18 protein-coding genes and 2 tRNA genes are annotated in these 21,598 nt (G+C 41.1%); 9 read left to right on the top strand and 11 right to left on the bottom strand.

Annotated elements, in window-relative coordinates:
• Positions 1-338: hypothetical protein (locus tag JWQ54_RS24785; protein WP_299590430.1), on the top strand; the 338-nt coding region annotated here is incomplete at its 5' end.
• Between the two features lie 399 nt (positions 339-737).
• Here JWQ54_RS24785 and JWQ54_RS24790 read toward each other — a convergent pair.
• Positions 738-1,106 carry a helix-turn-helix domain-containing protein gene (locus JWQ54_RS24790; protein ID WP_299590431.1) on the bottom strand — a complete coding sequence of 123 codons (369 nt, stop codon included), beginning with the start codon at positions 1,104-1,106 and terminating at the stop codon, positions 738-740.
• Positions 1,107-1,227: 121 nt separating this feature from the next.
• On the opposite strand from JWQ54_RS24790, the gene JWQ54_RS24795 reads away from it, so the two are divergent.
• From JWQ54_RS24795 to JWQ54_RS29265, 7 genes are all read left to right on the top strand, one after another.
• Positions 1,228-2,190, top strand: a complete 963-nt coding sequence (locus JWQ54_RS24795; RefSeq protein WP_299590432.1) for an NADP-dependent oxidoreductase — start codon at positions 1,228-1,230, stop codon at positions 2,188-2,190.
• Positions 2,191-2,244: 54 nt separating this feature from the next.
• Positions 2,245-2,610: a hypothetical protein gene (locus JWQ54_RS24800; RefSeq protein ID WP_299590434.1), complete on the top strand. Its 366-nt coding sequence runs from the start codon at positions 2,245-2,247 to the stop codon at positions 2,608-2,610.
• On the top strand, positions 2,594-2,884 hold the full coding sequence (locus tag JWQ54_RS24805; protein ID WP_299590435.1) for a hypothetical protein: 291 nt from the start codon (positions 2,594-2,596) through the stop codon (positions 2,882-2,884). Before JWQ54_RS24800 ends, JWQ54_RS24805 begins: the two co-directional genes overlap by 17 nt.
• A gap of 117 nt (positions 2,885-3,001) precedes the next feature.
• The gene (locus JWQ54_RS24810) at positions 3,002-4,072 is read left to right on the top strand and encodes an efflux RND transporter periplasmic adaptor subunit (RefSeq protein ID WP_299590437.1); all 1,071 of its coding nucleotides are present in this window, start codon (positions 3,002-3,004) and stop codon (positions 4,070-4,072) included.
• Positions 4,073-4,088: 16 nt separating this feature from the next.
• Positions 4,089-7,202 (top strand): efflux RND transporter permease subunit, encoded by a 3,114-nt coding sequence (locus JWQ54_RS24815; RefSeq protein WP_299590438.1) that lies wholly within the window; start codon positions 4,089-4,091, stop codon positions 7,200-7,202.
• Between the two features lie 3 nt (positions 7,203-7,205).
• Entirely contained in the window at positions 7,206-8,489 is a 1,284-nt protein-coding gene (locus tag JWQ54_RS24820) for a TolC family protein (RefSeq protein ID WP_299590439.1), read from the top strand.
• Between the two features lie 28 nt (positions 8,490-8,517).
• Positions 8,518-8,718, top strand: coding sequence for a TetR/AcrR family transcriptional regulator (locus tag JWQ54_RS29265; protein WP_367187137.1), 201 nt, complete (start codon positions 8,518-8,520; stop codon positions 8,716-8,718).
• A 224-nt stretch (positions 8,719-8,942) separates the two neighbouring features.
• On the opposite strand, the gene JWQ54_RS24825 is transcribed toward JWQ54_RS29265, so the two are convergent.
• From JWQ54_RS24825 to pyrE, 10 genes are all read right to left on the bottom strand, one after another.
• Positions 8,943-10,112 carry a peroxiredoxin gene (locus tag JWQ54_RS24825; RefSeq protein WP_299590441.1) on the bottom strand — a complete coding sequence of 390 codons (1,170 nt, stop codon included), beginning with the start codon at positions 10,110-10,112 and terminating at the stop codon, positions 8,943-8,945.
• Between the two features lie 509 nt (positions 10,113-10,621).
• Positions 10,622-10,710, bottom strand: a tRNA-Ser gene (locus tag JWQ54_RS24830).
• On the bottom strand, positions 10,690-13,836 hold the full coding sequence (locus JWQ54_RS24835) for an efflux RND transporter permease subunit (protein ID WP_299590443.1): 3,147 nt from the start codon (positions 13,834-13,836) through the stop codon (positions 10,690-10,692). Before JWQ54_RS24835 ends, JWQ54_RS24830 begins: the two co-directional genes overlap by 21 nt.
• Positions 13,837-13,845: 9 nt before the next feature.
• Entirely contained in the window at positions 13,846-14,760 is a 915-nt protein-coding gene (locus JWQ54_RS24840) for an HlyD family efflux transporter periplasmic adaptor subunit (protein ID WP_299590445.1), read from the bottom strand.
• 10 nt (positions 14,761-14,770) lie between these two features.
• Positions 14,771-16,087, bottom strand: coding sequence for a TolC family protein (locus tag JWQ54_RS24845; RefSeq protein WP_299590447.1), 1,317 nt, complete (start codon positions 16,085-16,087; stop codon positions 14,771-14,773).
• Positions 16,088-16,953: 866 nt separating this feature from the next.
• Entirely contained in the window at positions 16,954-17,493 is a 540-nt protein-coding gene (locus JWQ54_RS24850) for an HAD-IIIA family hydrolase (protein WP_299590448.1), read from the bottom strand.
• A gap of 137 nt (positions 17,494-17,630) precedes the next feature.
• Positions 17,631-17,703, bottom strand: a tRNA-Lys gene (locus JWQ54_RS24855).
• Between the two features lie 113 nt (positions 17,704-17,816).
• On the bottom strand, positions 17,817-19,445 hold the full coding sequence (locus JWQ54_RS24860; protein WP_299590450.1) for an ABC-F family ATP-binding cassette domain-containing protein: 1,629 nt from the start codon (positions 19,443-19,445) through the stop codon (positions 17,817-17,819).
• A gap of 385 nt (positions 19,446-19,830) precedes the next feature.
• Positions 19,831-20,229 carry an SRPBCC family protein gene (locus tag JWQ54_RS24865; RefSeq protein ID WP_299590452.1) on the bottom strand — a complete coding sequence of 133 codons (399 nt, stop codon included), beginning with the start codon at positions 20,227-20,229 and terminating at the stop codon, positions 19,831-19,833.
• An 81-nt stretch (positions 20,230-20,310) separates the two neighbouring features.
• Positions 20,311-20,961: an orotate phosphoribosyltransferase gene (gene pyrE, locus JWQ54_RS24870; protein WP_299590454.1), complete on the bottom strand. Its 651-nt coding sequence runs from the start codon at positions 20,959-20,961 to the stop codon at positions 20,311-20,313.
• Here pyrE and JWQ54_RS24875 point away from each other — a divergent pair.
• Positions 20,960-21,592 carry an NUDIX domain-containing protein gene (locus tag JWQ54_RS24875; protein WP_299590456.1) on the top strand — a complete coding sequence of 211 codons (633 nt, stop codon included), beginning with the start codon at positions 20,960-20,962 and terminating at the stop codon, positions 21,590-21,592. The two genes, pyrE and JWQ54_RS24875, sit on opposite strands and share 2 nt — an antisense overlap.
• The last annotated feature ends 6 nt before the right edge of the window (positions 21,593-21,598 follow it).

A 21,598-nucleotide genomic window follows, 5' to 3' on the forward strand; every position in this document is an offset into this window, starting at 1 on the left:
TTATGAATACTATTGTTCAACCTCATCATCTTAAATTGTGGTTTGCCGGTCAGCACAAAAACTGGGCACTGGCTGAATATGAAAGACAGGAATTGATGGGCGGCTTTGAAAAGATTCAAAAATATCATAAGGATAAACCTGAAGCAGCGGCCGTTGCGATGATTTTTCCGGCAATGAATGCAATTGAAAAATCAATCCGGGAAAAAGACAATAATGCTTTCAAAAATAATTTTGTTATGTTAACCAATACATGCAACACTTGCCACCAGGCATTAAAGTATGGCTTTAATGTGATAAAGGTTCCGGCAAAAAATAGCTTTGACAACCAAAGTTTTTAAATCTGTTAAATCCTGAATTTAAAAATCCATGGCCCGTTTCAGACAATTCTCCTTTAAGCAGTTCGGTTATCTTAACTTTAATCATGACCTTCCCCGACAATTATCACAGCAAGATTTTACCAGTTTTGTGAAGATTGTGTTTCTACGAGCGGGCGGACATGCAGTTATCGACTTTAAAGAATACCAAGCTTTGAAATAAATGGTCGCTGACAAATAAATTATTATGTACCAAAAGAACAAAACCGTTCCAAGTTGATTGCAGCGGTTTTGTTCATTACAGGAATCACATCCTAATGATGTTGCCCAACTATTCACTGAAGCCGCAAGCCAGGCTGCAATAGCTAAGTAGAAATAACTTTATTCAAAATAGCATAAAGGGCATATAAATGCAGTATATCCTTAGCGCCCGTAAAGCTCATTCTGTTCATGTAGTTCATGACCCGGATCGCTGGCTACCAGGTCCTCCACCCATTCCTTTAAATATTCGATAAAGGGGATCAGTTTCCGGCCGGACTCTGTTAAGGTATATTCTACCTTTGGCGGCACTTCGACATAGACTTTACGGCTGATCAGCTTATCGTTCTCCAATTCTCTTAGCGTCTGGGTCAGCATTTTTGGGGTAATACCGCTGATGGCTTTTTTTAACTGGCCGTAACGTAAGATGCCGTGGACATGAATGCTGTAGATGATACGTCCCTTATACTTTCCGCCGATACGCTGGAAGGCAAAGTCTACACAGCATTCGGGTGTTGGTTTGTGAATTGTCATAACTAAATTATAACTATTTGATAATCTGTATAGTATATTTTTAGTATGTAGGATACCAAAAAGTGCATACTTGATGCAAAGATACTATCAATCTAATTTTGAACAAAAAATAAATAGAAAAATGAAAGCAATCATTTTAAAGGCTATAGGCGACCCGGAAAACCTGGAGCTGGCCGAAATAGCCGTTCCGTTAATAAAGGACGATGAAGTTTTGGTAAAAGTAAAGGCAATCAGCATCAACCCGGTTGACGCTTTTGCCCGCCGTAACCGGGACTCCCTGAATTATGTACTACAGCTAAAGGGTGATGAAAAAAACATCATCCTGGGTTGGGACATTGCAGGTATTGTAACAGAAGTTGGGCCGGCGGCCGCCAGGTTTAAAGCCGGAGATGAAGTGTTTGGCATGATCAAATTTGTAGGCCAGGCCAACGCTTACGCGGAATACGTGGCGGCACCGGAAACAGACCTGGTGCTCAAACCAGCTAACATCTCTTTCGGAGAGGCTGCAGGCGCAGCATTAGCTGCACTCACCGCCTGGCAGTCGGTAGTAACAGGCGGGAAAGTCAAAAAAGGAGATAAAGTAGTAATCACAGGGGCATCAGGTGGCGTAGGCCACTATGCCGTACAGATCGCCAGGCACTTCGGTGCCTATGTGATTGCTGTAGCTTCAGCAGGGAACCGGGATTTTGTATTGGGCCTTGGTGCGAACGAATTTATTGATTACCAAACCCAGGCCTTTGAGGAACTGGTAACCGATGCCGACATGGTACATGATGCTGTTTGGAGCGATGATGTGCATCATATCGAGCGGTCCATAAAGGCCATCAAGCCAGGTGGCACATTGCTCAGCCTGATCGTGAATTTCGATGATGAAATATTAGAACAGCTTAAATCAAATAATGTAACCGGCTACCGGGTCCTGGTACATAAGAGTGAAGAGGATCTGGCTGCTATAGCAGAATTGTTAGCTATAGGTGATCTCAAAACCCATGTGTCCCAAACGTTTCCTTTGGAAGAAATGGCCAAAGCCCATTCGCTCATCCAAACAAAAAACGCGGTGGGCAAGATTATCGTAACGGTGTAAACAACAATGGAATAAGCGAATATTGTTCGCTTATTCCTCTACTATCTATGTGTCATGGAAGCTAACAAGATTTTACGGCTTACAGCTAAGGTAAAGGTTGATCAGGCTGATCGTCCCCGATTCATACAAATGACCGGCGAACTTAAAGCAATTGTGGCTGAAGAAGGACCCACGCAGGTATTAAGCTATGACTGTTATTTCAAAGAGCCGCATACCAGGGAATGCCTGATCACAGAGGCTTATGCCGATGAAGCGGCCCTGCTATTACATTTAAAGCTGATCGCGCCGGTTTCCGCTAAGTATCAAGTTGCCATGGAGGTAATCAGGTTTGAGCTGTGCGGTGAATTAGCTGAGGCAACCCTGACCTCTTTCAGGGATGCCTACGGGGACAGATTTGAGCACTATGGCTTCATGGTATAAATTTTGGACTTTGGGACATGTGTGTCGACAAAAAGCCATCCTTGAGATGGCTTTTTTGTTGCGGCCTACCAGCGATTTAAGCGTCAATGATCCCGGTATCTTCTTCCTTGCCGTCAAAGCATACACTCTTTTTTTACGGCATGGCTTTGTGCTGTTAACTGATATTCAATTAAGCGCCATCCAAAAACGTTTTAAAAGCCCGATACAGTCGCTCTATATCAATTTCAGATGGCCTAATGGCGATATATCACTAACCAAAAAAACCTCAAAATAGATTTAATAATCTGATTGACTGCGATTTAAAACAATGGCACATGGCTTGCCTTGCTGTTTGAAATTAGATCTGTCACCTTACGATCAGCACACCGAAACCCAATGAAAATTATTTATTATGAAATCAGCACCAAATATCATGAGGCTTAAAAATTATTTCCTGCCTGTAGCATTTCTCTTTTTGCTGGGTTGTGGCAGCAAGGAGGAGCAAAAAGTTGCTGTAGCACCCGTAAATGTCAGGGTAATGGCCATGAATTACGATGGTGATGCCCGGCAGCAGATCAGTTACAGCGCCACCGTTAAGGAAAACAAGGAGATTTCCCTGACCTTCCAGGTATCGGGTAATATTACTGCCGTGAATGTGGACAAGGGGCAATGGGTGAAAAAGGGTCAGCTTCTGGCAACACTGGATGGCACAACTTTTACTGAACAATATAACACAGAGCTTGCCCGGCAAAAATTGGCCCAGGACAATTACAACCGCATCAATGAAGTATATAAAAAAGGCAGTATAGCAGAGATAAAGCTGGTCGAGGCGAAATCAAACCTTGAACAGGCCACTGCTACTGCACGCGCCGTTTATCAAAATATCGTGCACACAAAATTATATGCGCCCTCCGACGGCTATATAGGGGAGAAAACAGCGGAAGCCGGTGATTTGGCTTCACCCGGCAGCAGCATATTTAAATTGGTAAAAATAGAACGGATGGATGTGATTGTGCCGGTTCCTGAACTGGAGATTAACAGCCTGAAAAAAGGGCAGCCTGCCATCATCAGGATTAAAGCGTTGAGAAACCGGGGCTTTGAAGGTAAAATTGATGAAATAGCAGTAATTGCCGAGGACGCATCTCATAATTACAATGTGAAAGTAAAGGTTGAGAACAAGGACAGGCAGCTTAAACCAGGCATGATCGCTGATGCTTATTTCCCGGCAAAGGAAAATTCTAAAAAGGCTGACAGTACAGCGCTAAGCATTCCCCTATCGGCTTTACAGGTTAATGAACAAAACCAGAATTTCCTGTACACTGTCGACAAAAGCAGCTCAATGTCAATTCGTCGCATGGTAAAATGTGGGCCGATCCTCAACGACCGCATAATCATTACCAATGGTCTTTCATCAGGGGACCTGGTCATCATATCCGGGTACCAAAAAATAACTTCCGGCACGCCAGTTAAAATTATTCAATAAGCTAGAAGCTAATTCAATGGAAAAGAAATCATTTATAGAGATTGGCCTTAAGCATAAGGTGATCGCGTTGTGTTTTGCGGTGTTGCTGGTCATCGTGGGCATCTATGCCCTGTTTAATATGGCAAGGAATGAATTCCCGGAATTTACGGTACGCCAGGGCCTGATCATCGGTTATTATCCGGGAGCAAACTCAAAGGAAGTAGAGCAGCAACTGACTAAAAAAGTAGAAGAATACCTTTTCAGTTTCAAGGAAGTTGATAAAAGCCGGACCTATTCCTATTCTAAGGATGGGATGATATATATCTATGTCGAAATAAACGAAAACGTCGGAAAGCTGGAAACTGAAGACTTCTGGAACAAAATAAAACATGGCACATTGCTCCTTCAGCACCAATTGCCCGAAGGCGTGCTAAGCATTGTCGTAAATAGTGACTTTGGAAATACCTCAGCCGTCGTACTGGCCGTACAATCAAAAGACCGGTCTTATAAAGAACTGGAAAATTATGTCAAATCAATCCAGGATCAAATCAGGAAGATTCCGGCGCTTTCCAAGATTAGTTATTCCGGAGATTTTAAAGAGCAGATAGGTATCTATGTTGATAATAACAAATTGGCCTTATATGGACTAAGTGCGGCTGCGGTTATGCAGGCGATCAAATATCAGGGCACTATCGGAGTATTAGGGAAAGTTAAGGGAAATACCATCGACCGGCCGATCTATGTGGATGAGTATTACAACAGCGAAAGTGACCTTGCCAAACTGATCATCCGGTCAGACCCCAAAGGCAATGTTATCCGGCTGAAGGATATTGCCCAGATCAGGCGTGAATACCAGGACCCGGACAGCTACGTGACCACTAACGGCACAAAGTGCATGGTGATTTCGATGGAAATGCAGACCGGGAAGAATATCGTTCAGTTTGGTAAAACGCTGGATGAGCATCTGGATAAGATAAAACTGCATCTTCCTGCTGATATCAAACTGATCAAAGTTGCCAACCAGCCGGCTGTAGTGGATGAATCCATCACGCATTTCATGAGGGAATTCGGTATTGCTCTTATTGCCGTGATCACCGTTACCCTGTTACTGCTGCCTTTGAGAATAGCCGGCGTGGCTGGTGCAACGATCCCGCTAACCATTTTATCCACGCTGGGAGTAATGTATATGCTGGGCATTGAACTGGATACCGTAACCCTTGCCGCGCTGATCATTGTTCTTGGAATTGTAGTGGATGACCCAATCGTGGTCATCGATAACCATGTGGAAAAGCTGGATCATGGCTATTCAGTATGGGATGCCGCTGTCAGCAGTGCAAAGGAACTCTTTCCTTCCGTGTTTACGGCTACCCTTGCCATTTCCGCGACGTTCGCTCCGTTAATGATCTTCCTTTCAGGTACCCCCAAGGACTTTATCAGCATATTCCCGGTAACGGTCATTATTGCGCTTACCTTATCCCTTATCATTTCGATGTTATTGGTACCCTATTTTAACACCGTATTGATCAAAAGCGGGCTGTTGAAACCAGGGGATAAGAAAGAAAACAAAAAAAATAAAAAGTCAATGCTGGACAGGCTTCAGGACTTTTACAATAACAGGCTGCAGGAGGCCTTTAAACATGATCGCATCACCCTGCTCATTGCCATCATTGGGGTAATCATCGGAGCGGTGTTAATCGGAAGCGCCTCCCAGCAGCTTTTTCCAAAAGTAGAACGAAACCAATTTGCAATAGAAGTTTATCTCCCAACTGGGAACAATCTGAAAAGTACAGCAAGTATTGTTAAACAAGTGGAAAAGAAACTTGCTGCTGATAAACGGGTGTTGAACTATACCAGTTTTATAGGTTCCAGTTCACCCAGGTTCCATACCGTGTACGCACCAAATCTTCCATCCCCGAATTATGCACAGATCCTGGTCAATACGGTTGATGAGGGAGGGACTCAGGAAATCCTTAAAGAATATCAGCATAATTTCAGCAATTCCATTCCTAATGCATATATCAGGATGAAGCAACTGACTATGATCAATGTACTTGCCCCTATTGAAGTCAGGATCAGTGGGGACAGCATCGCTGACCTGAAAGCGGTAAGTGCCAAAGTGGAGGCCATTGCGACCGGAGTCAAAGATGTGATGTGGATAAGAACGGATTATGAAGAAATGAACCAGGGTTTCCAGTTGAAGATCAAGCCAGACGAAGCCGGGAGGCTGGGCTTTACCAGGAAGGACCTGTCCGATGCGCTGGCAATGAATTTCCAGGGGGTCACCGCCACCAAATTGTGGGAAGGTGATTATGATATCGATGTTAACGTCAAAACAGCTGCTGATCAGCGAAATAAGATCTCGGATATCAGGGACCAATATATCTCTTCCCCGTTAACCCGGTCAGTGGTGCCGATCCGGCAGATCGCTGACCTGGGACAAGGGTGGACAGAGGGCCAGATTACGCGAAGAAATGGCGTAAGAACGATTACCGTCAGGATGGATACCGAGATAGACGTTATTCCGGAGGATGTGCTGGAACGGTTTGAAAAACAGATAAATGCATTGGTGCTTCCTCCGGGTGTTACTATAGCCCTTGGCGGTGAAAGGGCGGAGATGATCAAGAATATGGGACCAATGGGAATGTCTTTATTTGTCAGTGTGATTTTGATTTTCTTCATCCTGTTGTTCCATTTTAAAGGATTAAAATATGCCGCTTTAAGCCTGGTTACCATGCCCCTTAGTTTATTCGGTGCCGGATTCGGCTTATTCGTAACCGGCTATCCGTTTGGCTTCACCGCATTTATCGGGTTACTGAGCCTGTGCGGGATTGTGGTGAGGAATGGTATCATCCTGATTGACTTTGCAGGAGAGATGCGCCGCCATGAGGGCATGAGCGTGATGCAGGCGGCCATACATGCCGGTGAGCGCAGGATGCGACCCATCTTCCTTACTTCTGCGGCTGCTGCTGTCGGCGTTATCCCAATGATATTGAGTAAATCGTCCTTATGGGGCCCGCTGGGTACGGTGATCTGTTTTGGGTTGTTGTTCTCTATGGCGCTCACCCTGTTTGCCATGCCGGTAATGTATTGGATTCTTTTCCGAAAAGAAGACGGGGTAAAGCAAGTAGAATCAGAAAATATTAAAGCTTAAATCATGCGAAATTCAATCATAGTGATGATTCTGGCATTTGCTTTTATGAAAGCAGATGCCCAGCAAAAGCTGTCCCTGCAGCAAAGCAAGGACATTGCTTTCGATAAAAATATAAGTATTAAAAACGGCGGTCTTCAAACCGGTTATGCAAGTGAAGGTAAAGAGGCTGCAAGTGCGGCCTATTATCCCAAGGTGGACTTTAATGGTTTGATTTTAGGCGGCCCAAAAGACTTTGTACCGGCAGCCTCAGGTATATTGCCCAAGGGCATCAACAACTTTTACCTGGGCAGTGTGATGGCTCAGCAAACCTTATATGCCGGAGGTAAGATCAATACCGGCAATGCGCTGGCAAAGCTACAGATAGAGGTCAGCCAGACCAGGTTAAAGCAGATCAAAGATTCGGTCAATTTGATCACAGAACAAAAATACCTGCAACTGATCGATTTGGGAGAACAGTATAAAACTGTACTATCCAATCAAAAATACCTGGATACGCTTTATAAGGAAATGCAAGACTTTTTAAAGTCGGGGTTGATCGCAAAAAATGAACTGTTAAAAGTTAAGGTGAAAATCAATGGTCTGATACTGGACAGGTCAAAAATTGCCAATATGAAACAGGTGGCATTGCTGGATTTCTGCCAGTTTATAGGCCTGACTTATGACCCAGAGATCATTCTAACGGATTCAATAAGCCAGGTTGCTGACCCGGCATCCTTATATATTAAACCGGAAGCCGTTTTAACCGGCACTGATGATTATAAACTTTTGCAGCATGGCGTTTCTGCAGAAGAACTGCAAACCAGGTTGAAAAGGGCAGATTATATGCCGACCGCCGCCGTAGGGCTAAGCGGAGCGGTAACGGGCGTGATCAATAAGGGTATTGGGAATACATTTAGCCCTGTCGCCGTTGGCGTAGTTGCTATCCCGATTTCAGGCTGGTGGGGTACCGGCAAACATATCTTAAGACAGCGGAAAATAGCGGAGAATATTGCTTCCAATAACCTGGCCAACGGAGAAAATCTGCTCCGGGTCCGTATGATGAGAAGTTGGTACGACCTCACGGAGGCCTATGAACAGTATAGCATCCTGGAGGAAAATTTACTTTCCGCTTCTGAAAATTTAAAAGTAAGCAGGGATAATTACAAGTCCGGGTTAAATAACCTTACCGATCTTCTTAATGCTCAGGCAGACCTGCAGCAAACAGAAAGCCAGTTGGTTGATGCTAAAAATAATTACAGTATAAAGTTATCATCCTATAAATATGTAACAGGTAAAATGGATCAATAAGGGGATTATGAAGTAATGGTAAACTACAATGAACACGGCTAATAAACATGAATATCTATTAAATTCTGCGAAGGATTTATTCATATCCTCAGGTGTTAAAGGGGTGTTAATAGATGAGCTCTCATGGAAGGCCGGAATATCAAAAAAAACATTTTACGCCCATTTTGTAAATAAAAAACGACCTGGTATTAAAAGTAATTCAACTTGTGATCAGCGAACTTACAACTGAAATATTAATCAACAATGCAAGGTCGGAAAACGCGGTTCATGAAATAATTCTGCAGGGGGATGTTTATAATTTCAAATCAAATCCGGCTGAGTCATTTTCGTTTGAGCAGGTATCCGGAGGGGACCCTGCATATTCGTATTGACTACTCAACTACAGGACCCTTCGGAAACATGAGATGATAGAGAGAGGTCTCTTTGGCGACTCTGAGAACGACGAGGATCAGGTTATGATTTTTTTAATAAATTGTCGATTATGACAGACATCTTCTTTTCAATATCATCAGAATATCCATCCACAACACTTGCTATCTTTCCTTCTTGATCGATGAAATAAAAAGTAGGAGCCGCGGTCATATGATATAATTTGGCCACATCACCGCCATTAGGATACATTTGGTTTTTTATACGTTGAATTTTTTTAAATGCCGTAACTAATTTCTTACTATCTCTATCGCTAATACTTAGTATTACAAAGTTTTTATTCTTATATTTTTCATGGAGTTTATCTAACGGTGCTAAAGCATTCATACAAGGGAGGCAGCCAACAAAGAAAAAATCCATCAATACAATTTTACCTTTCATTTGTGCTAATGACGTTTTTTTACCATCAGTATCATATAAGGTCCAATCAGGCGCGATCTTACCTGGTGTCAATAAAGCAGTTTGCTCTTTAGGTTTTTCTTTAGGCGGATGAAATCCTTCAGGCATTGCAAAGGATGCTGTATTGATATTATCCTGATCAATTTTATAATTGAAATAGCTATCTTCTGTATAATAGTTTGTGACTTCCTTTCCAAAATCAGCGCCCCTTGATCTGGTAAATCTGCCAATAGGCAAACCAGTTACCTTATCAATAAATAGATGTATCCGTACATACAAATGATCTTTGTTAACAATAGTATCTTTAGTATTGAAAATTAAATGATAACTATTTATTGAATTATAGGTAGTATCACTTGATTGTATAATTTTGGATGGTTTTTTCGTTAAAAAGTCTTTTATCCAATTTAACTGACCAAGCAATGATCCTCCAAAAATTAGTGCTTGTGCCTTTCTCGTATCATAAGTACTATCCTTAGGATTTAACGATATTAAGTTTTTTCCATTATATAGGTCTGTTGCCGGGAGCTTCATATCACCGTATTTAAGTTCATGTCTAAAAAAATAGCCGAGCTCCTTATCCTCAGGTACCTTTAATAATACAAATTTTTGGTTTTGTATTAAGGTATCACTAAACACCTCTTTTTGTTTATAGACATATTGATAGCTAAAGTTTTTATAGCTTTCAAGTCTATCAATAGTGTTTTGAAGTATAGCAACTTGCGCATTCACATTTAAACCAGTTAAAATAAACGCCAGGCAAATAAATAGCTCAATTAGTTTCTTATAGGTCATGATAATTGATTTTGTGGTAATGTTATCACTAAATTAAACAGGATAAAAATATAAACGTTAAATAAAAGCTATTTAAACGTACCGCCAGCTATGTACTGACAACTGTGTATGCATCAACAAAAAAGCTCTCCAGCAACGCTGAGAGGCTTTCGTGACTCCAAAATACAAATGTCCAACTCTTTTATTGAGGATTGTAAGAAGATAGTAGCATCGAAATATAAGTAAACGAACATCGCATATCCGAATGATGTTCAAAATTCGATACATTAGGCTATGTTTTTTCCAAGGATGATAAAAGCAACTTAGTAAAAGATATGAATAGTTTAATAACAAATAACAAGCAGCTCGAGTTAAGGCTTGGAAGACTGGAATTACTGGTTAAACAACTCTATTCTGATTTCCACGCTAAAGAACAGAGCGTTTAAGTTAATTAGGTCATTTGTGTGAGAGATGTGTGAGAAAGAAAAAAGCCACTTACAAAACTTAATTGTAAATGGCTGATTTAGAGGTGACCTGGGAGAGGATCGAACTCTCGACCCACTGATTAAGAGTCAGTGATTTATCTGTATTTAAGCTGTTAAAATTTTTGTTTCTGGTCATTGCCCGGATCAAACGTTTTTGTTTTAAAGCGTTTTCGGTAGCCTAACCGCAGCAGGGTAGGGAAAACACAAAGCAACAAAGGTAATGCCGCCACAAAGCCACCGATAACCGCCACTGCCAGGGGCTGCTGCATTTGGGCACCCAATCCTATTCCCAATGCCAGGGGCATCAAAGCCAGTATTGCGCCGATTGCTGTCATGAGCTTAGGCCGGATACGCAAACTGATAGCATAATTAATGGATGTATCTACATCCCCGGTATCCTTCAGATTAAAGCGAAACTGGTTGAGCGTGAAAATGGCATTTTCGGCAATAATACCAACAATCATTATAATGCCCGTATAGCTGCTTACATTCAGCGGTATTCCAACAATATACAGTGCCAGGATGCACCCGCCCATACCCAAAACTGAAATGATAATGACCAATATAGCTTGCAGCCAATCCCTGAAAAGGAAAAGCAATACAGCAAAAACCAAAATAACTGCAAGGCCAAGGATGAGTAGTAATTCGTGAAAAGATTGCTGTTGTTCACTATATGCACCACCGTAACTGATGTAATAACCCTTGGGAAGGTTCAGTTTTTTTTGTAACTGCTGCTGAATTTCTGTAATTGCACCGCCCAGATCCCTGTTATCAAGGCGTGCAGTTAAAATGATATTGGGCTTTAAATCTTCCCGTTTCTGCTCTATTTCACCCTGCAGCACATTGACTGTACAAAAGAATGATATGGGACGTGTTGTTCCATCCGGAAGAAATATCAATTGACGCCTGATGTGATCCAGGTCATTGTCCGTAAAATTGGTAAATCGTAATAAAATCCTGCGCATTTGTTCTCCATCCTGCAACTGACCTATTTGAACGCCGCCGGTCATTGCTGCCTGCGCGGGCGAGGGTTCAGGCATATTGGCATTCATGCCCAGCGGTACCCCACCGGTATATGCAGCCAGCTGCATCTGAAAGTCAGTGAGTGGAATTTTAAAGAGATTTAATTTATCCTGGTCGGGAATAAACTCCAGCGAAGGGCCGGAAGCAACCAAACCATCATTGAGGTCGGCTATACCCTTGATTTTTTTTAGGATGCTTTCCGCTTGTTGAGTTATTACTTTTAGTTTTTGATAATCATCTCCGAAAATTTTAATTTCAATAGGCGATGGTGTGCTCATCAAATCTCCCAACAAGTCTGAAATCCGTTGTCCGAAAGAGATATGCAGGACCGGAACTCGGGCAGCGATCTCCTGTCTTAATTCTCCGATAACTTCAACGGTAGATTTTGTCCTGTTTTTATTCAGCTGGATGGAGTAGTCACCGAAGTTAGGTGGGGCAGACCGAAAACCCATAGTTACGCCCGTACGCCGGGAATAGGTTTCCACACTGGGGTTATGTGTAATTATTTTTTCCATTTCCCGGCACATCCGGTCTGTTTCTTCAATAGATGTTCCCGCAGGTGAAAAATAATCAAGCACAATAGTGCCTTCATCCAGGTCAGGTAAAAAGCCGGTTTGTAGTTTACCTGAGGCAAACCAGGCTGAAAACACTAAAGCAACAATAAATAAGATGGCAATGGCCGGCTTCTTAAATGTCCAGGTTAACCAGGAAAGCCGGTTTGAAGAAAATTCTGAAGGTGCATGGGGGCCTTTCTTGCCTTTATATCCGATCAGCAGGTGCAGAACCGGCAGTAAAAGCCAGGTAACCAGGAACGATGTGATTAAAGTGATTTGCATTGTGTCAGAAAGTTCTTTAAAAAAACTCCCGGCCAGGCCGCTCATCAGGCGAAAAGGAAAAAAGATAACGATTGTGGCTAAAGATGAACCTATCATTGCCGGAAAAAGATCATTAATCGACTCCCTGACAATCTGGTATTTACTTTTTTCAGGATGCTCTTCATGCCCCCGATAAATTTGTTCAATAATCACAATAGCGTCATCTATGATCAAGCCAACGGATGCTGCAATAGCACCTAAAGACATAATGTTGATGGTGATCCCTGAAAGAAAAAGCACTAATATGGTAAAACATAAGGTTACAGGTATTGTCAGCATTACTGCCAGGCTTGCCCGCCATGAACGGAGAAATAAGATCATGACCAAAATAGCCAGGAAAAGGCCTTCGTATATGGTTTTTATTACGCTGTGAATGCTGTCTCCTACAAATGCACTTTGGTCATAATAAGGTTTTAATTCATACCCCTGTGGTAATGCCTTGCGTATTTCTGCTGCCTGCAATTCCGCTTCCTTTGCAAAATCAATTAAATTTGTTCCCGGCTGTTTAACCAGGTCAATTTGAACCGCATTTTTTCCATTAGCGTTGATGACAACAAATTCCTGCTGTTCCTGAATATCCACCACGGCAAAATCCCTGAGTTTAATTAAGCGTGTGCCATCGTTTTTTATAGTAATATTGCCCAGCGCGTCGGCATCCATTACCCTGGTATCCGTAAGCGTAAGATACAGGCGGTTAAAATCGGCCAGGTTTCCATTGGATAAAACAAAGTTGTTGTTAGCGAATGCAGTAACTATGGTAGCCGGTGTAATGCCCAGTGAAGACATTTTAACTGCATCGGGGATAATAACAAAGTCTTTTCCTCTTCCTCCCCTGATCACCACATTCGATATGCCTTTTACCTTTGAAAAAAACGGACGTAACACAAGGTTAGCCTGATCCCGCAGGGCAACCTGGCCATGTACATTGCTGGAGAGTGTATAGCCATAAACCGGAAACAAGGATTGGTTCATGGCCTCAACCGATAAGTTGATGCCTGGCGGTAAAAAGTTTTTTATTTCACTAATCCGGCTTTCAATCTGTGTTTTTTCCCCGTAAGTGTCCAAACCCCAGTCAAAATAAACTTCTATCGTACAGCTTCCTCTGCTAGTGCTGCTTTTAACGATGGTTACTCCTCTGACTTTCTTAACGGCACTTTCCAAAGGTTTTGTTACCGTGATCATCATCCGATTAATCGGTATCTGCCCCGCATCAACAATAATAGATACCCTGGGAAATAATACTTCCGGAAAAAGGCTGGTTTGCATCCGGATATAAAAAAATATACCGGCAATCAGCAAAATGGCGCCCACAAACAGGATGGGACGGGAAAATTGCTGAATATATGTTTTTTTCTCTTCCATTGCTTCTGCTTATTTAATAACGGTTACTAAAGCGGTATCTGCCAGTCCGTAGTTGCCGCTGGTTAAAATCCGGTCGCCAGAACGAAACTTTGGAGCTAATATTTCTATTTCCCGGCTGTTTTTGTTGCCTAATGTAACCGGCACTTTTACCGCAACGCTGTCATTCTGCATTTTCATTATCCAAAACTGTTTAAGCAATTCATCGCTCAAAATGCAGGACCTGGGTAAAACTTGCTGTTGCCCTAAGTTCGCGGGGCTTATTTGAACTTTAGCAAGAAGATCTTCAGGGAGAAACATACTTTGATCAGGTTTGGCTAAAAGTGTTTGTGTTTGTGCTATCACATTCATTGAAGCCAAAGGAGTAGTTATGGTTGCATTGTGCTTAGTAAGATCGGGTAAAGTGATCACACATTTTTTTCCTGGTTTTACAATATTGATATATTCGTAGGGAACATTTACCTGGAAAGCCAGAAATTGATTTTCAGCTATTGTGCACAATTGAGTCCCCTCCAGTATATACTCCCCAATTTGTTGCTTATCAAACGTAGTTATAATGCCGGATGCAGGAGATTTTATCTGGATAATACCAAAACCATTCAGAGATGCATCAACTTTGCTGATGTCTCCACCCAACGCTTTTCTTTCTTTTGACTCCAGGAGGTAAATTGTTTGCCCCTTTTGAACATGATCCCCCAGCTTCACGTAAACTTTTGTAATAAAAGCGGCAATGGACGATGTCACGCTATTTCTTCGGAGATATATGGATGTTGCGGACAGAACCAAGTCGTTTTTGATTTCACCTGACCTGATTTCTGTAACCTGAACGTTAGTTTTAGGTTTTACCGGGTTTTGATCAGTATTTGACTGAGAATGACAGGCAGACAATATTATGCTGCATGCAAGAACTATTTTATGGATTTTCATATTGGTGTTATTACCAGTTCCAATAATTGTAAGCGTTAATTAATAATAGACGGTTAGTTTCCAGTTGCAGCAAGTCACGCTGAACAGCTGTTCGGTTTTTCAATACATTGATAAAATCGATGACCGATAGCTGAGCCTGGATAACTTGTTTCCGGTAACTGGCCAGCAGTGATTCATAATCATGGAGTTGTTGCTGTGAATGCTTTAACCGATTGTCATAGGATTGAAGTTCGTCCAGGATTTGCGCTTTTCTCAGACTATTCTGAGTTTGAAAATTTATTTTATAAAAGGAGATGGATTGTAACAGGGAATTGGTTTTCCGCCTTGTGATTTCTTTTTGATGGCCATCGAGAATATTCCATGTGAGCGTTAAGCCAGCGCTCAGTCCAAACCTGTTGCCAAGCGTAGGAAAATAAGGACCGTTTAGGCCTGTATTGCTGAACAAACTAAGTTGCGGTGCATATTTGGTTTCAAATCCTATTTGACCTGCAACCAGGCTTACGCTGTCAAGGCGAAATTTCTCTGAATAGGAGGAATAGCCCGGTTCATCGGCCTTAAGCGCAAGGCTCAAAGAATCAAGTTCGTTGTTGGTTGTATCACGGATGCCGCTTAAAAGCTTTAATTCCAGTAAATCTTTATGATAAGCTGCTTTATAAGTTATTAATACGTTTACATTGTTCTCATATTCAATATTCAGCAAGGTCAGATCAGAACTTTTCAGTAAACTGCCGGTTACCAGTTTTTTCACAATGATTTGCTGCTTGCTGATTAATTTGATGTTGTCATCCGCATTTTTGGTTTGCCTTCTATCCAAAAGACAAAGTATGTATTGATCAGTAATAGTTTTTTCCAAATCATGACTTGTTAATTTAATGTTATTGGCATTTATTTGGGCATTTACCAAGGGTTGTTCAGCCAATAATTCAGCACGTTTGTGATTAAATAAAGGTTGATTCATGCCTACTAAAGCCTGATAATTGCCGCCGTTAGTGACGCCTAAATCGTAGCCATAATAATTTGTTGCCCCGTTTGAGTTTAATTCGATATGATTGTGGCCATTGTCGGTAACATATACAGGTGCAAACAGGTAATTTGCATTTAAACTTAGCTGCATTTTTTGATAAAGCGCTTTAATCCTTTCTGCTTCTGCCTGGTTAGCAACAATCTGGTTTCGGTTGTCATTGATTAACGGACTGTTGGTCTTTGCCAGCGTAATATATTCCTGAAGTGTACTTTGAGCATCTGCACGGAGACCGGCCAAAGCAAACATAAACAACAAAACATAACGCAGGTTCCTGACAAGGCATAAATTGCTGAACTGGTTCATTTGAGATGATTTAATAAAAAAGAAGGGTTACTAATCCAAACCGATCAGTAACGCGTATAAATAAAGTAATCAGATGGAGGAATTTGTCCCTTTAGAGATGATTAGGTAATCAACTATTAGCGGATGGCGGGCCACGGAGCAAGGACCAACCGGGTTCACTGAAGGCCCTTATGGCTTCATTATGGGGAAAATGCTGGATTTTAAACTCAAAACCGATCAATTGATCGAGGTGACAAATTAAGGATTGAGGGACGACTGCAGGCTGAAAATTTTTAGTAAAACATTGCAGCTTAATGAGCTTTTGTCGTTCTGCAAGATTTTTCCGGACAGGAATGTGCCTTTCAATTTTTTTTGTAAACAAATCAGCGTATCGCATGATCACTTCTCCCTGCAGGGAAAAGAAAATCAGCAATATGATGCTTAGTTTGCCAAATAATTTTAATCCATTCATCTATCTGTTACAAACAAACAAATGAATTCTGGAGAAAATTAGTGCATTCATATCCAATAGAGTACGTTAAATTTAGAATGTTAAGTAATATGGCCTTTTGTTGTTTTTAAAATAAAATCTTCGGGAGTACTTGAAGATTTAACAAGTGACCTCACGAGGATCGAACTCAAAAAGCACCTTCATGAAGGGAATGCAGGTTTAAAAATGAATCAAAAAATAAAAACCGCTCTATTGTCATTAAAGGCGGTTTTAATTTTAAGTGACTCCAAAAGTACAGATGTCGAACTCTTTTATTGAAGATGTAAAGAAAATTGTGGCGTTAGAATCAAATAATAAACGCAAAAATTTAACCGAATAGCGAGAAATATTTTTTTTAAGAATTATGGGATGTGCTGAATTGATGTATACTAATCTTTTATTTTTCGTTTTTGAGAATCCAGCCGACGACATCACTTAGGTTTTTCCCGGAATAAGCCATGAAGGGTTCTACCCGTTGATATTCAGTTTCATTTTCGCCCCATCCTGTTCTTACCAGGCAACCCCGTCCTCCTATGTTTTTTCCTGCAATTACATCCCACGCAGTATCGCCAATTACGTAAGACCGGGATAGATCAACGGCATGATCCGTTGCGGCGTGTTCATATAAAAACGGGTTTGTTTTTTTACACTCGCAAGGCTCAACAAACCGGTGAGGACAAATATAAGGGCCTTTAACATCCAATTTTAGTTGCCCGAAAAAGTCGAAAAACCAATCCCGAAATTCTTTGTCTGTAAAACGTCCTTTACCTATTCCTGATTGGATAGTAACGACCGGGCAGATGAAATTAGCTTCCAATAGTCGGGCGACAGCCCTGCCGGCACCTGAAATGAGCTTTAACTCAGCAAACGATTCCTGTTTGAGTGGCAGAACGAGGGTGCCGTTTAAATCTAAAAATACTGCTTTGTTTGTTTTCATGAAGATTCATAGGAATATTGCTCCTATCTTTAGAAATGGATTTTATCCCCATTTCAACACCTTACGCTAAATTTACAACAAAAGCTTGCCAATTAAATAAAAAAAGCACAGTAATATTGAGTACTACTGTGCTTCTGTGACCTGGGAGAGGATCGAACTCTCGACCCACTGATTAAGAGTCAGTTGCTCTACCGGCTGAGCTACCAAGTCATTTATTTTTTTCCGGGCTGCAAATAAACGGATTTTTTTTGAAAAAATAGAGATTAGAGACCGGAGATAGTTAATGATTTTTTCCTAACCTCTGGTCTCTAATCACTAATCAACTAAACCAAAGCGTACAACTCATCCCTTTGCTTCTGTACCGCATCACTGTTGATATATTCATCATAGGTCATCAGCTTATCAATAGTGCCGCCGGGGGTTAGTTCGATAATACGGGTAGCAACTGTTTCTACCAGTTCATGATCCCGGGAGGTGAACAGGATAGTACCCCTGAAATCCTTCATGCCATTGTTTAATGCGGTTATTGATTCCAGGTCAAGGTGATTGGTTGGTTCATCAAACATCAGCAGGTTGGCCGATTGCAGCATCATGCGGCTGAACATGCAGCGCATTTTCTCGCCTCCTGAAAGTACATTGCTTTTCTTTAACACTTCTTCGCCAGAGAATAGCATACGGCCTAAAAAGCCCCGGATAAACTGGTCATCCTTTTCACCGGGAGAGTACTCCCGCAACCAGTCGATCAGGTTATCGTCTTTGCCTTTAAAATATTCGGAATTATCAATAGGAATATCTGCAGGGTTTATAGTTACGCCCCATTTAAACTCGCCTTTATAGTCTTTATCACGGCCCGTTAAAATGTTGTAAAAGGCTGTAGTGGCTAAGCTGTTTTGAGAAAGAATAGCAATTTTATCGCCCTTATTAACCATCAGGCGGATATCATTAAATAACACCTCGCCATTTAATGATTTGCCAAGGTTTTCTATCTGCAGGATCTGGTCACCCGCTTCGCGACCCTGATTATTGAATATAATGCCAGGGTATTTGCGGTTTGATGGCTGGATCTCATCGAGATTAATCTTATCCAAAGCCTTTTTTCTACTGGTTGCCTGTTTTGATTTTGAAGCATTGGCACTAAATCGGCGGATAAATTCCTGCAGTTCCTTTACACGGTCTTCCGTCTTTTTATTCTGATCTGAACGTTGTTTTAACGCCAGCTGGCTCGACTCATACCAGAACGTATAGTTACCGGTATAAATGGTCATTTTAGCAAAGTCAATATCTACCACGTGGGTACAAACGGTATCCAAAAAGTGCCTGTCGTGCGATACCACCAATACAATGGCTTCGTAGCTTGCCAAAAAGTCTTCCAGCCAGGTTACTGTATGGATATCCAGGTCGTTGGTGGGCTCATCAAGTAATAATATATCGGGTTTGCCGAAAAGAGCCTGTGCTAATAACACACGCACCTTTTGGGTATTATCCAAATCTTTGACCAATTGGTAATGAAATTCTTCTTTAATGCCAAGATTGCTTAACAGGGTAGCTGCATTGCTTTCGGCGTTCCACCCATCCATTTCGGCAAACAGATTTTCAAGCTCGCCGGCCCGCTCGCCATCGGCATCGCTAAAATCTTCTTTCAAATAAATAGCATCTTTTTCCTTCATTATGGCATACATTTCTTTATGCCCCATCATAACGGTTTCAATAACCGTAAATTCATCAAAGGCATAATGATTTTGGCTTAAAACCGCCATCCGTTCGCCGGGTGTAAAACTTACTGAGCCGCTGGAAGGGTCGATCTCGCCAGATAGGATCTTTAAAAAAGTAGATTTACCTGCACCGTTGGCGCCAATAATGCCATAACAGTTGCCTTGCGTAAACTTAAGATTTACATCTTCAAATAATGTACGCTTGCCATAGCGTAATGATAAATTAGATACCGTGATCATTCCTGCTCCTTTAATTTGCTGCAAAAGTAAGGTAAATACCTATACTTATTAACATTGCTTTACTTTATAGTTATTTAAAAAGTTTTTCAAACTGTAACAAACTTGTTGTATCGTTCGTTAAATAACTGTTTTATGGAATATTTTGTTAAGTGGGTATACGAGAAAATTATGTTAATAAATTAATTAAATTATTTTCTCGTAATCTTTGAAATTAAATATTACGTAATTATATTGTACTAGTTTTTAATCCCTAATTAATTAACTGATATGGTAATTGTAGTAACATTGTTGTTGGTAATAAATGTGCTTACAGTAATACTTCATTTACGAGCCAAGAAGGAATATTAATTCTTGTAATTGTAAGTAAATAAGTATCGCAGCGTATTTAACTGAACAGAAAAATTAAACTATTGGTTTCGTGTTCGGCAAGTTTTTTTAGCTGGCCGGACACAACCATTTTCATCATCATGTTTAGATCAGCCACTATAGTAAATACAACTTCTGTTTGATCATTGTTTGATGATAACGCCCATTTAAGTTCCACGTTAAAGGGCGGTTTTTCTGCCGGTATAATTTTTATTTCCCTGTTCTCAATTCTGCTTTCAATCTTAAGACTAAGGACTACCATGTTTTTTATATTAAAACTAGCTTCATCATAAGTTGATTTCCAGTCAAATATGTCTTCAGCAGGCATCAATTGCTGGTGATTACTCATGTCAGCCAAAAAATCAAATATTTTATTTACTGGCTGTTGTATAGTTACTTTGCTTTCAAAGGTTGTCATTAGATAGGAGTTGTAAAAGTTGTAAGTGTTGTAAAAGTTGCAGACGTTGAAAAATTAAAATATTCCTAACTTTTACAACGTTTACAACCATTTTCCCCACGCAGCCGGGTCTTCACGCCATTTTTTTAATACATCCACGTCACTGTCTGATATGTATTGATTTTCACCGGCATATTTTATCAGGGCCCCATAATTTGATAAAGTAAAGAACGGGCAGTTTGCTTGTTTAAAATTATCAGTAGCTACATCAAACCCATAGCTGAATATAGCAGCAAGGCCTGCCACATCGTATCCCGCATCCCGAAGAGCTTCAACGGCTTGCAGGCTGCTTTTGCCTGTTGATATCAAGTCCTCAATAACTACAACTCTTTTGCCTGTTAATGACAGGTCGCCTTCAATTAGGCTGCCTGTTCCGTGATCTTTGGGTTTTGAGCGTACATATATAAATGGAAGTCCCAGGTCCTGCGCAACCAGCGCGCCTTGCGGTATGCCTGCTGTAGCCACACCGGCTATACAGCCAACTGAACCAAATTTTTCTTGTATTAATAAGGTTAATTGCTGCCTTATATAGGTACGTATGGTAGGATGGGATAATGTAATACGGTTATCGCAATAAATTGGCGATTTCCATCCGCTGGCCCATGTAAAAGGATTGGCAGGTTGTAATTTTATTGCTTTAATTTGCAGCAGGAATTCAGCAACTTGCTGCTCTATTTCACTATTATTAAACATGGCGCAAAAATACAGAATTTATGTTAACGAAAAGGTTATTCTGTTAACAGAATCAGAACCTAAAAAGGTGCAAAATTACAAGCAGATTGATGCTGAAGCATTTGATCTGAAAATACTCTATACATGGGTTTTAAACCATCAGAGTAAGTTTTTTTATGTGCTTTGCGATGACGCAAAGGCTTTTTTAAAAGCTGTTTCTAAAAGTATCTGGCTTATTAAAGCGGCCGGCGGTCTGGTGAAAAACGAATATAATGAGTATTTATTTATTTACCGCAATGATAAATGGGACTTGCCTAAAGGTAAAATTGAAAAGCAGGAGGGAACAAAGGAGGCGGCAGTGCGCGAGGTAGAAGAAGAGTGTGGTATAAAAGTGAGCAAGCTCGATGAAATGATCTGTAAAACCTACCACTCATACATACTTAAAGGCGAAGTAGTGTTAAAAAAAACATACTGGTTTAATATGAGGTGCAAGGGCCAGAATAATTTAAAACCACAAAGGGAAGAAGGGATAACTGATGTCCGCTGGTTCAAAAAAGAAGATATAAGCCCGATAGTTGAAAATACCTTTCCATCTATTATGGATGTGCTGGTGAAGGAGAAGCTTGTTGAGGGGATTAAGAATAAGATTTAGAGTCAA

This window comes from Mucilaginibacter sp., assembly GCF_028288225.1.
GTDB lineage: Bacteria > Bacteroidota > Bacteroidia > Sphingobacteriales > Sphingobacteriaceae > Mucilaginibacter.

Excerpts from the sequence above, each read along its gene's own strand:
- JWQ54_RS24825 (WP_299590441.1), bottom strand. The coding sequence starts at position 10,112 with ATGACCTATAAGAAACTAATTGAGCTATTTATTTGCCTGGCGTTTATT.
- JWQ54_RS24805 (WP_299590435.1), top strand. The coding sequence starts at position 2,594 with ATGGCTTCATGGTATAAATTTTGGACTTTGGGACATGTGTGTCGACAA.
- JWQ54_RS24840 (WP_299590445.1), bottom strand. The coding sequence starts at position 14,760 with ATGAAAATCCATAAAATAGTTCTTGCATGCAGCATAATATTGTCTGCC.
- JWQ54_RS24860 (WP_299590450.1), bottom strand. The coding sequence starts at position 19,445 with ATGATCACGGTATCTAATTTATCATTACGCTATGGCAAGCGTACATTA.
- JWQ54_RS24850 (WP_299590448.1), bottom strand. The coding sequence starts at position 17,493 with ATGAAAACAAACAAAGCAGTATTTTTAGATTTAAACGGCACCCTCGTT.
- JWQ54_RS29265 (WP_367187137.1), top strand. The coding sequence starts at position 8,518 with ATGAACACGGCTAATAAACATGAATATCTATTAAATTCTGCGAAGGAT.
- pyrE (WP_299590454.1), bottom strand. The coding sequence starts at position 20,961 with ATGTTTAATAATAGTGAAATAGAGCAGCAAGTTGCTGAATTCCTGCTG.
- JWQ54_RS24820 (WP_299590439.1), top strand. The coding sequence starts at position 7,206 with ATGCGAAATTCAATCATAGTGATGATTCTGGCATTTGCTTTTATGAAA.
- JWQ54_RS24875 (WP_299590456.1), top strand. The coding sequence starts at position 20,960 with ATGGCGCAAAAATACAGAATTTATGTTAACGAAAAGGTTATTCTGTTA.
- JWQ54_RS24835 (WP_299590443.1), bottom strand. The coding sequence starts at position 13,836 with ATGGAAGAGAAAAAAACATATATTCAGCAATTTTCCCGTCCCATCCTG.
- JWQ54_RS24800 (WP_299590434.1), top strand. The coding sequence starts at position 2,245 with ATGGAAGCTAACAAGATTTTACGGCTTACAGCTAAGGTAAAGGTTGAT.
- JWQ54_RS24795 (WP_299590432.1), top strand. The coding sequence starts at position 1,228 with ATGAAAGCAATCATTTTAAAGGCTATAGGCGACCCGGAAAACCTGGAG.
- JWQ54_RS24865 (WP_299590452.1), bottom strand. The coding sequence starts at position 20,229 with ATGACAACCTTTGAAAGCAAAGTAACTATACAACAGCCAGTAAATAAA.
- JWQ54_RS24845 (WP_299590447.1), bottom strand. The coding sequence starts at position 16,087 with ATGAACCAGTTCAGCAATTTATGCCTTGTCAGGAACCTGCGTTATGTT.
- JWQ54_RS24810 (WP_299590437.1), top strand. The coding sequence starts at position 3,002 with ATGAAATCAGCACCAAATATCATGAGGCTTAAAAATTATTTCCTGCCT.
- JWQ54_RS24790 (WP_299590431.1), bottom strand. The coding sequence starts at position 1,106 with ATGACAATTCACAAACCAACACCCGAATGCTGTGTAGACTTTGCCTTC.
- JWQ54_RS24815 (WP_299590438.1), top strand. The coding sequence starts at position 4,089 with ATGGAAAAGAAATCATTTATAGAGATTGGCCTTAAGCATAAGGTGATC.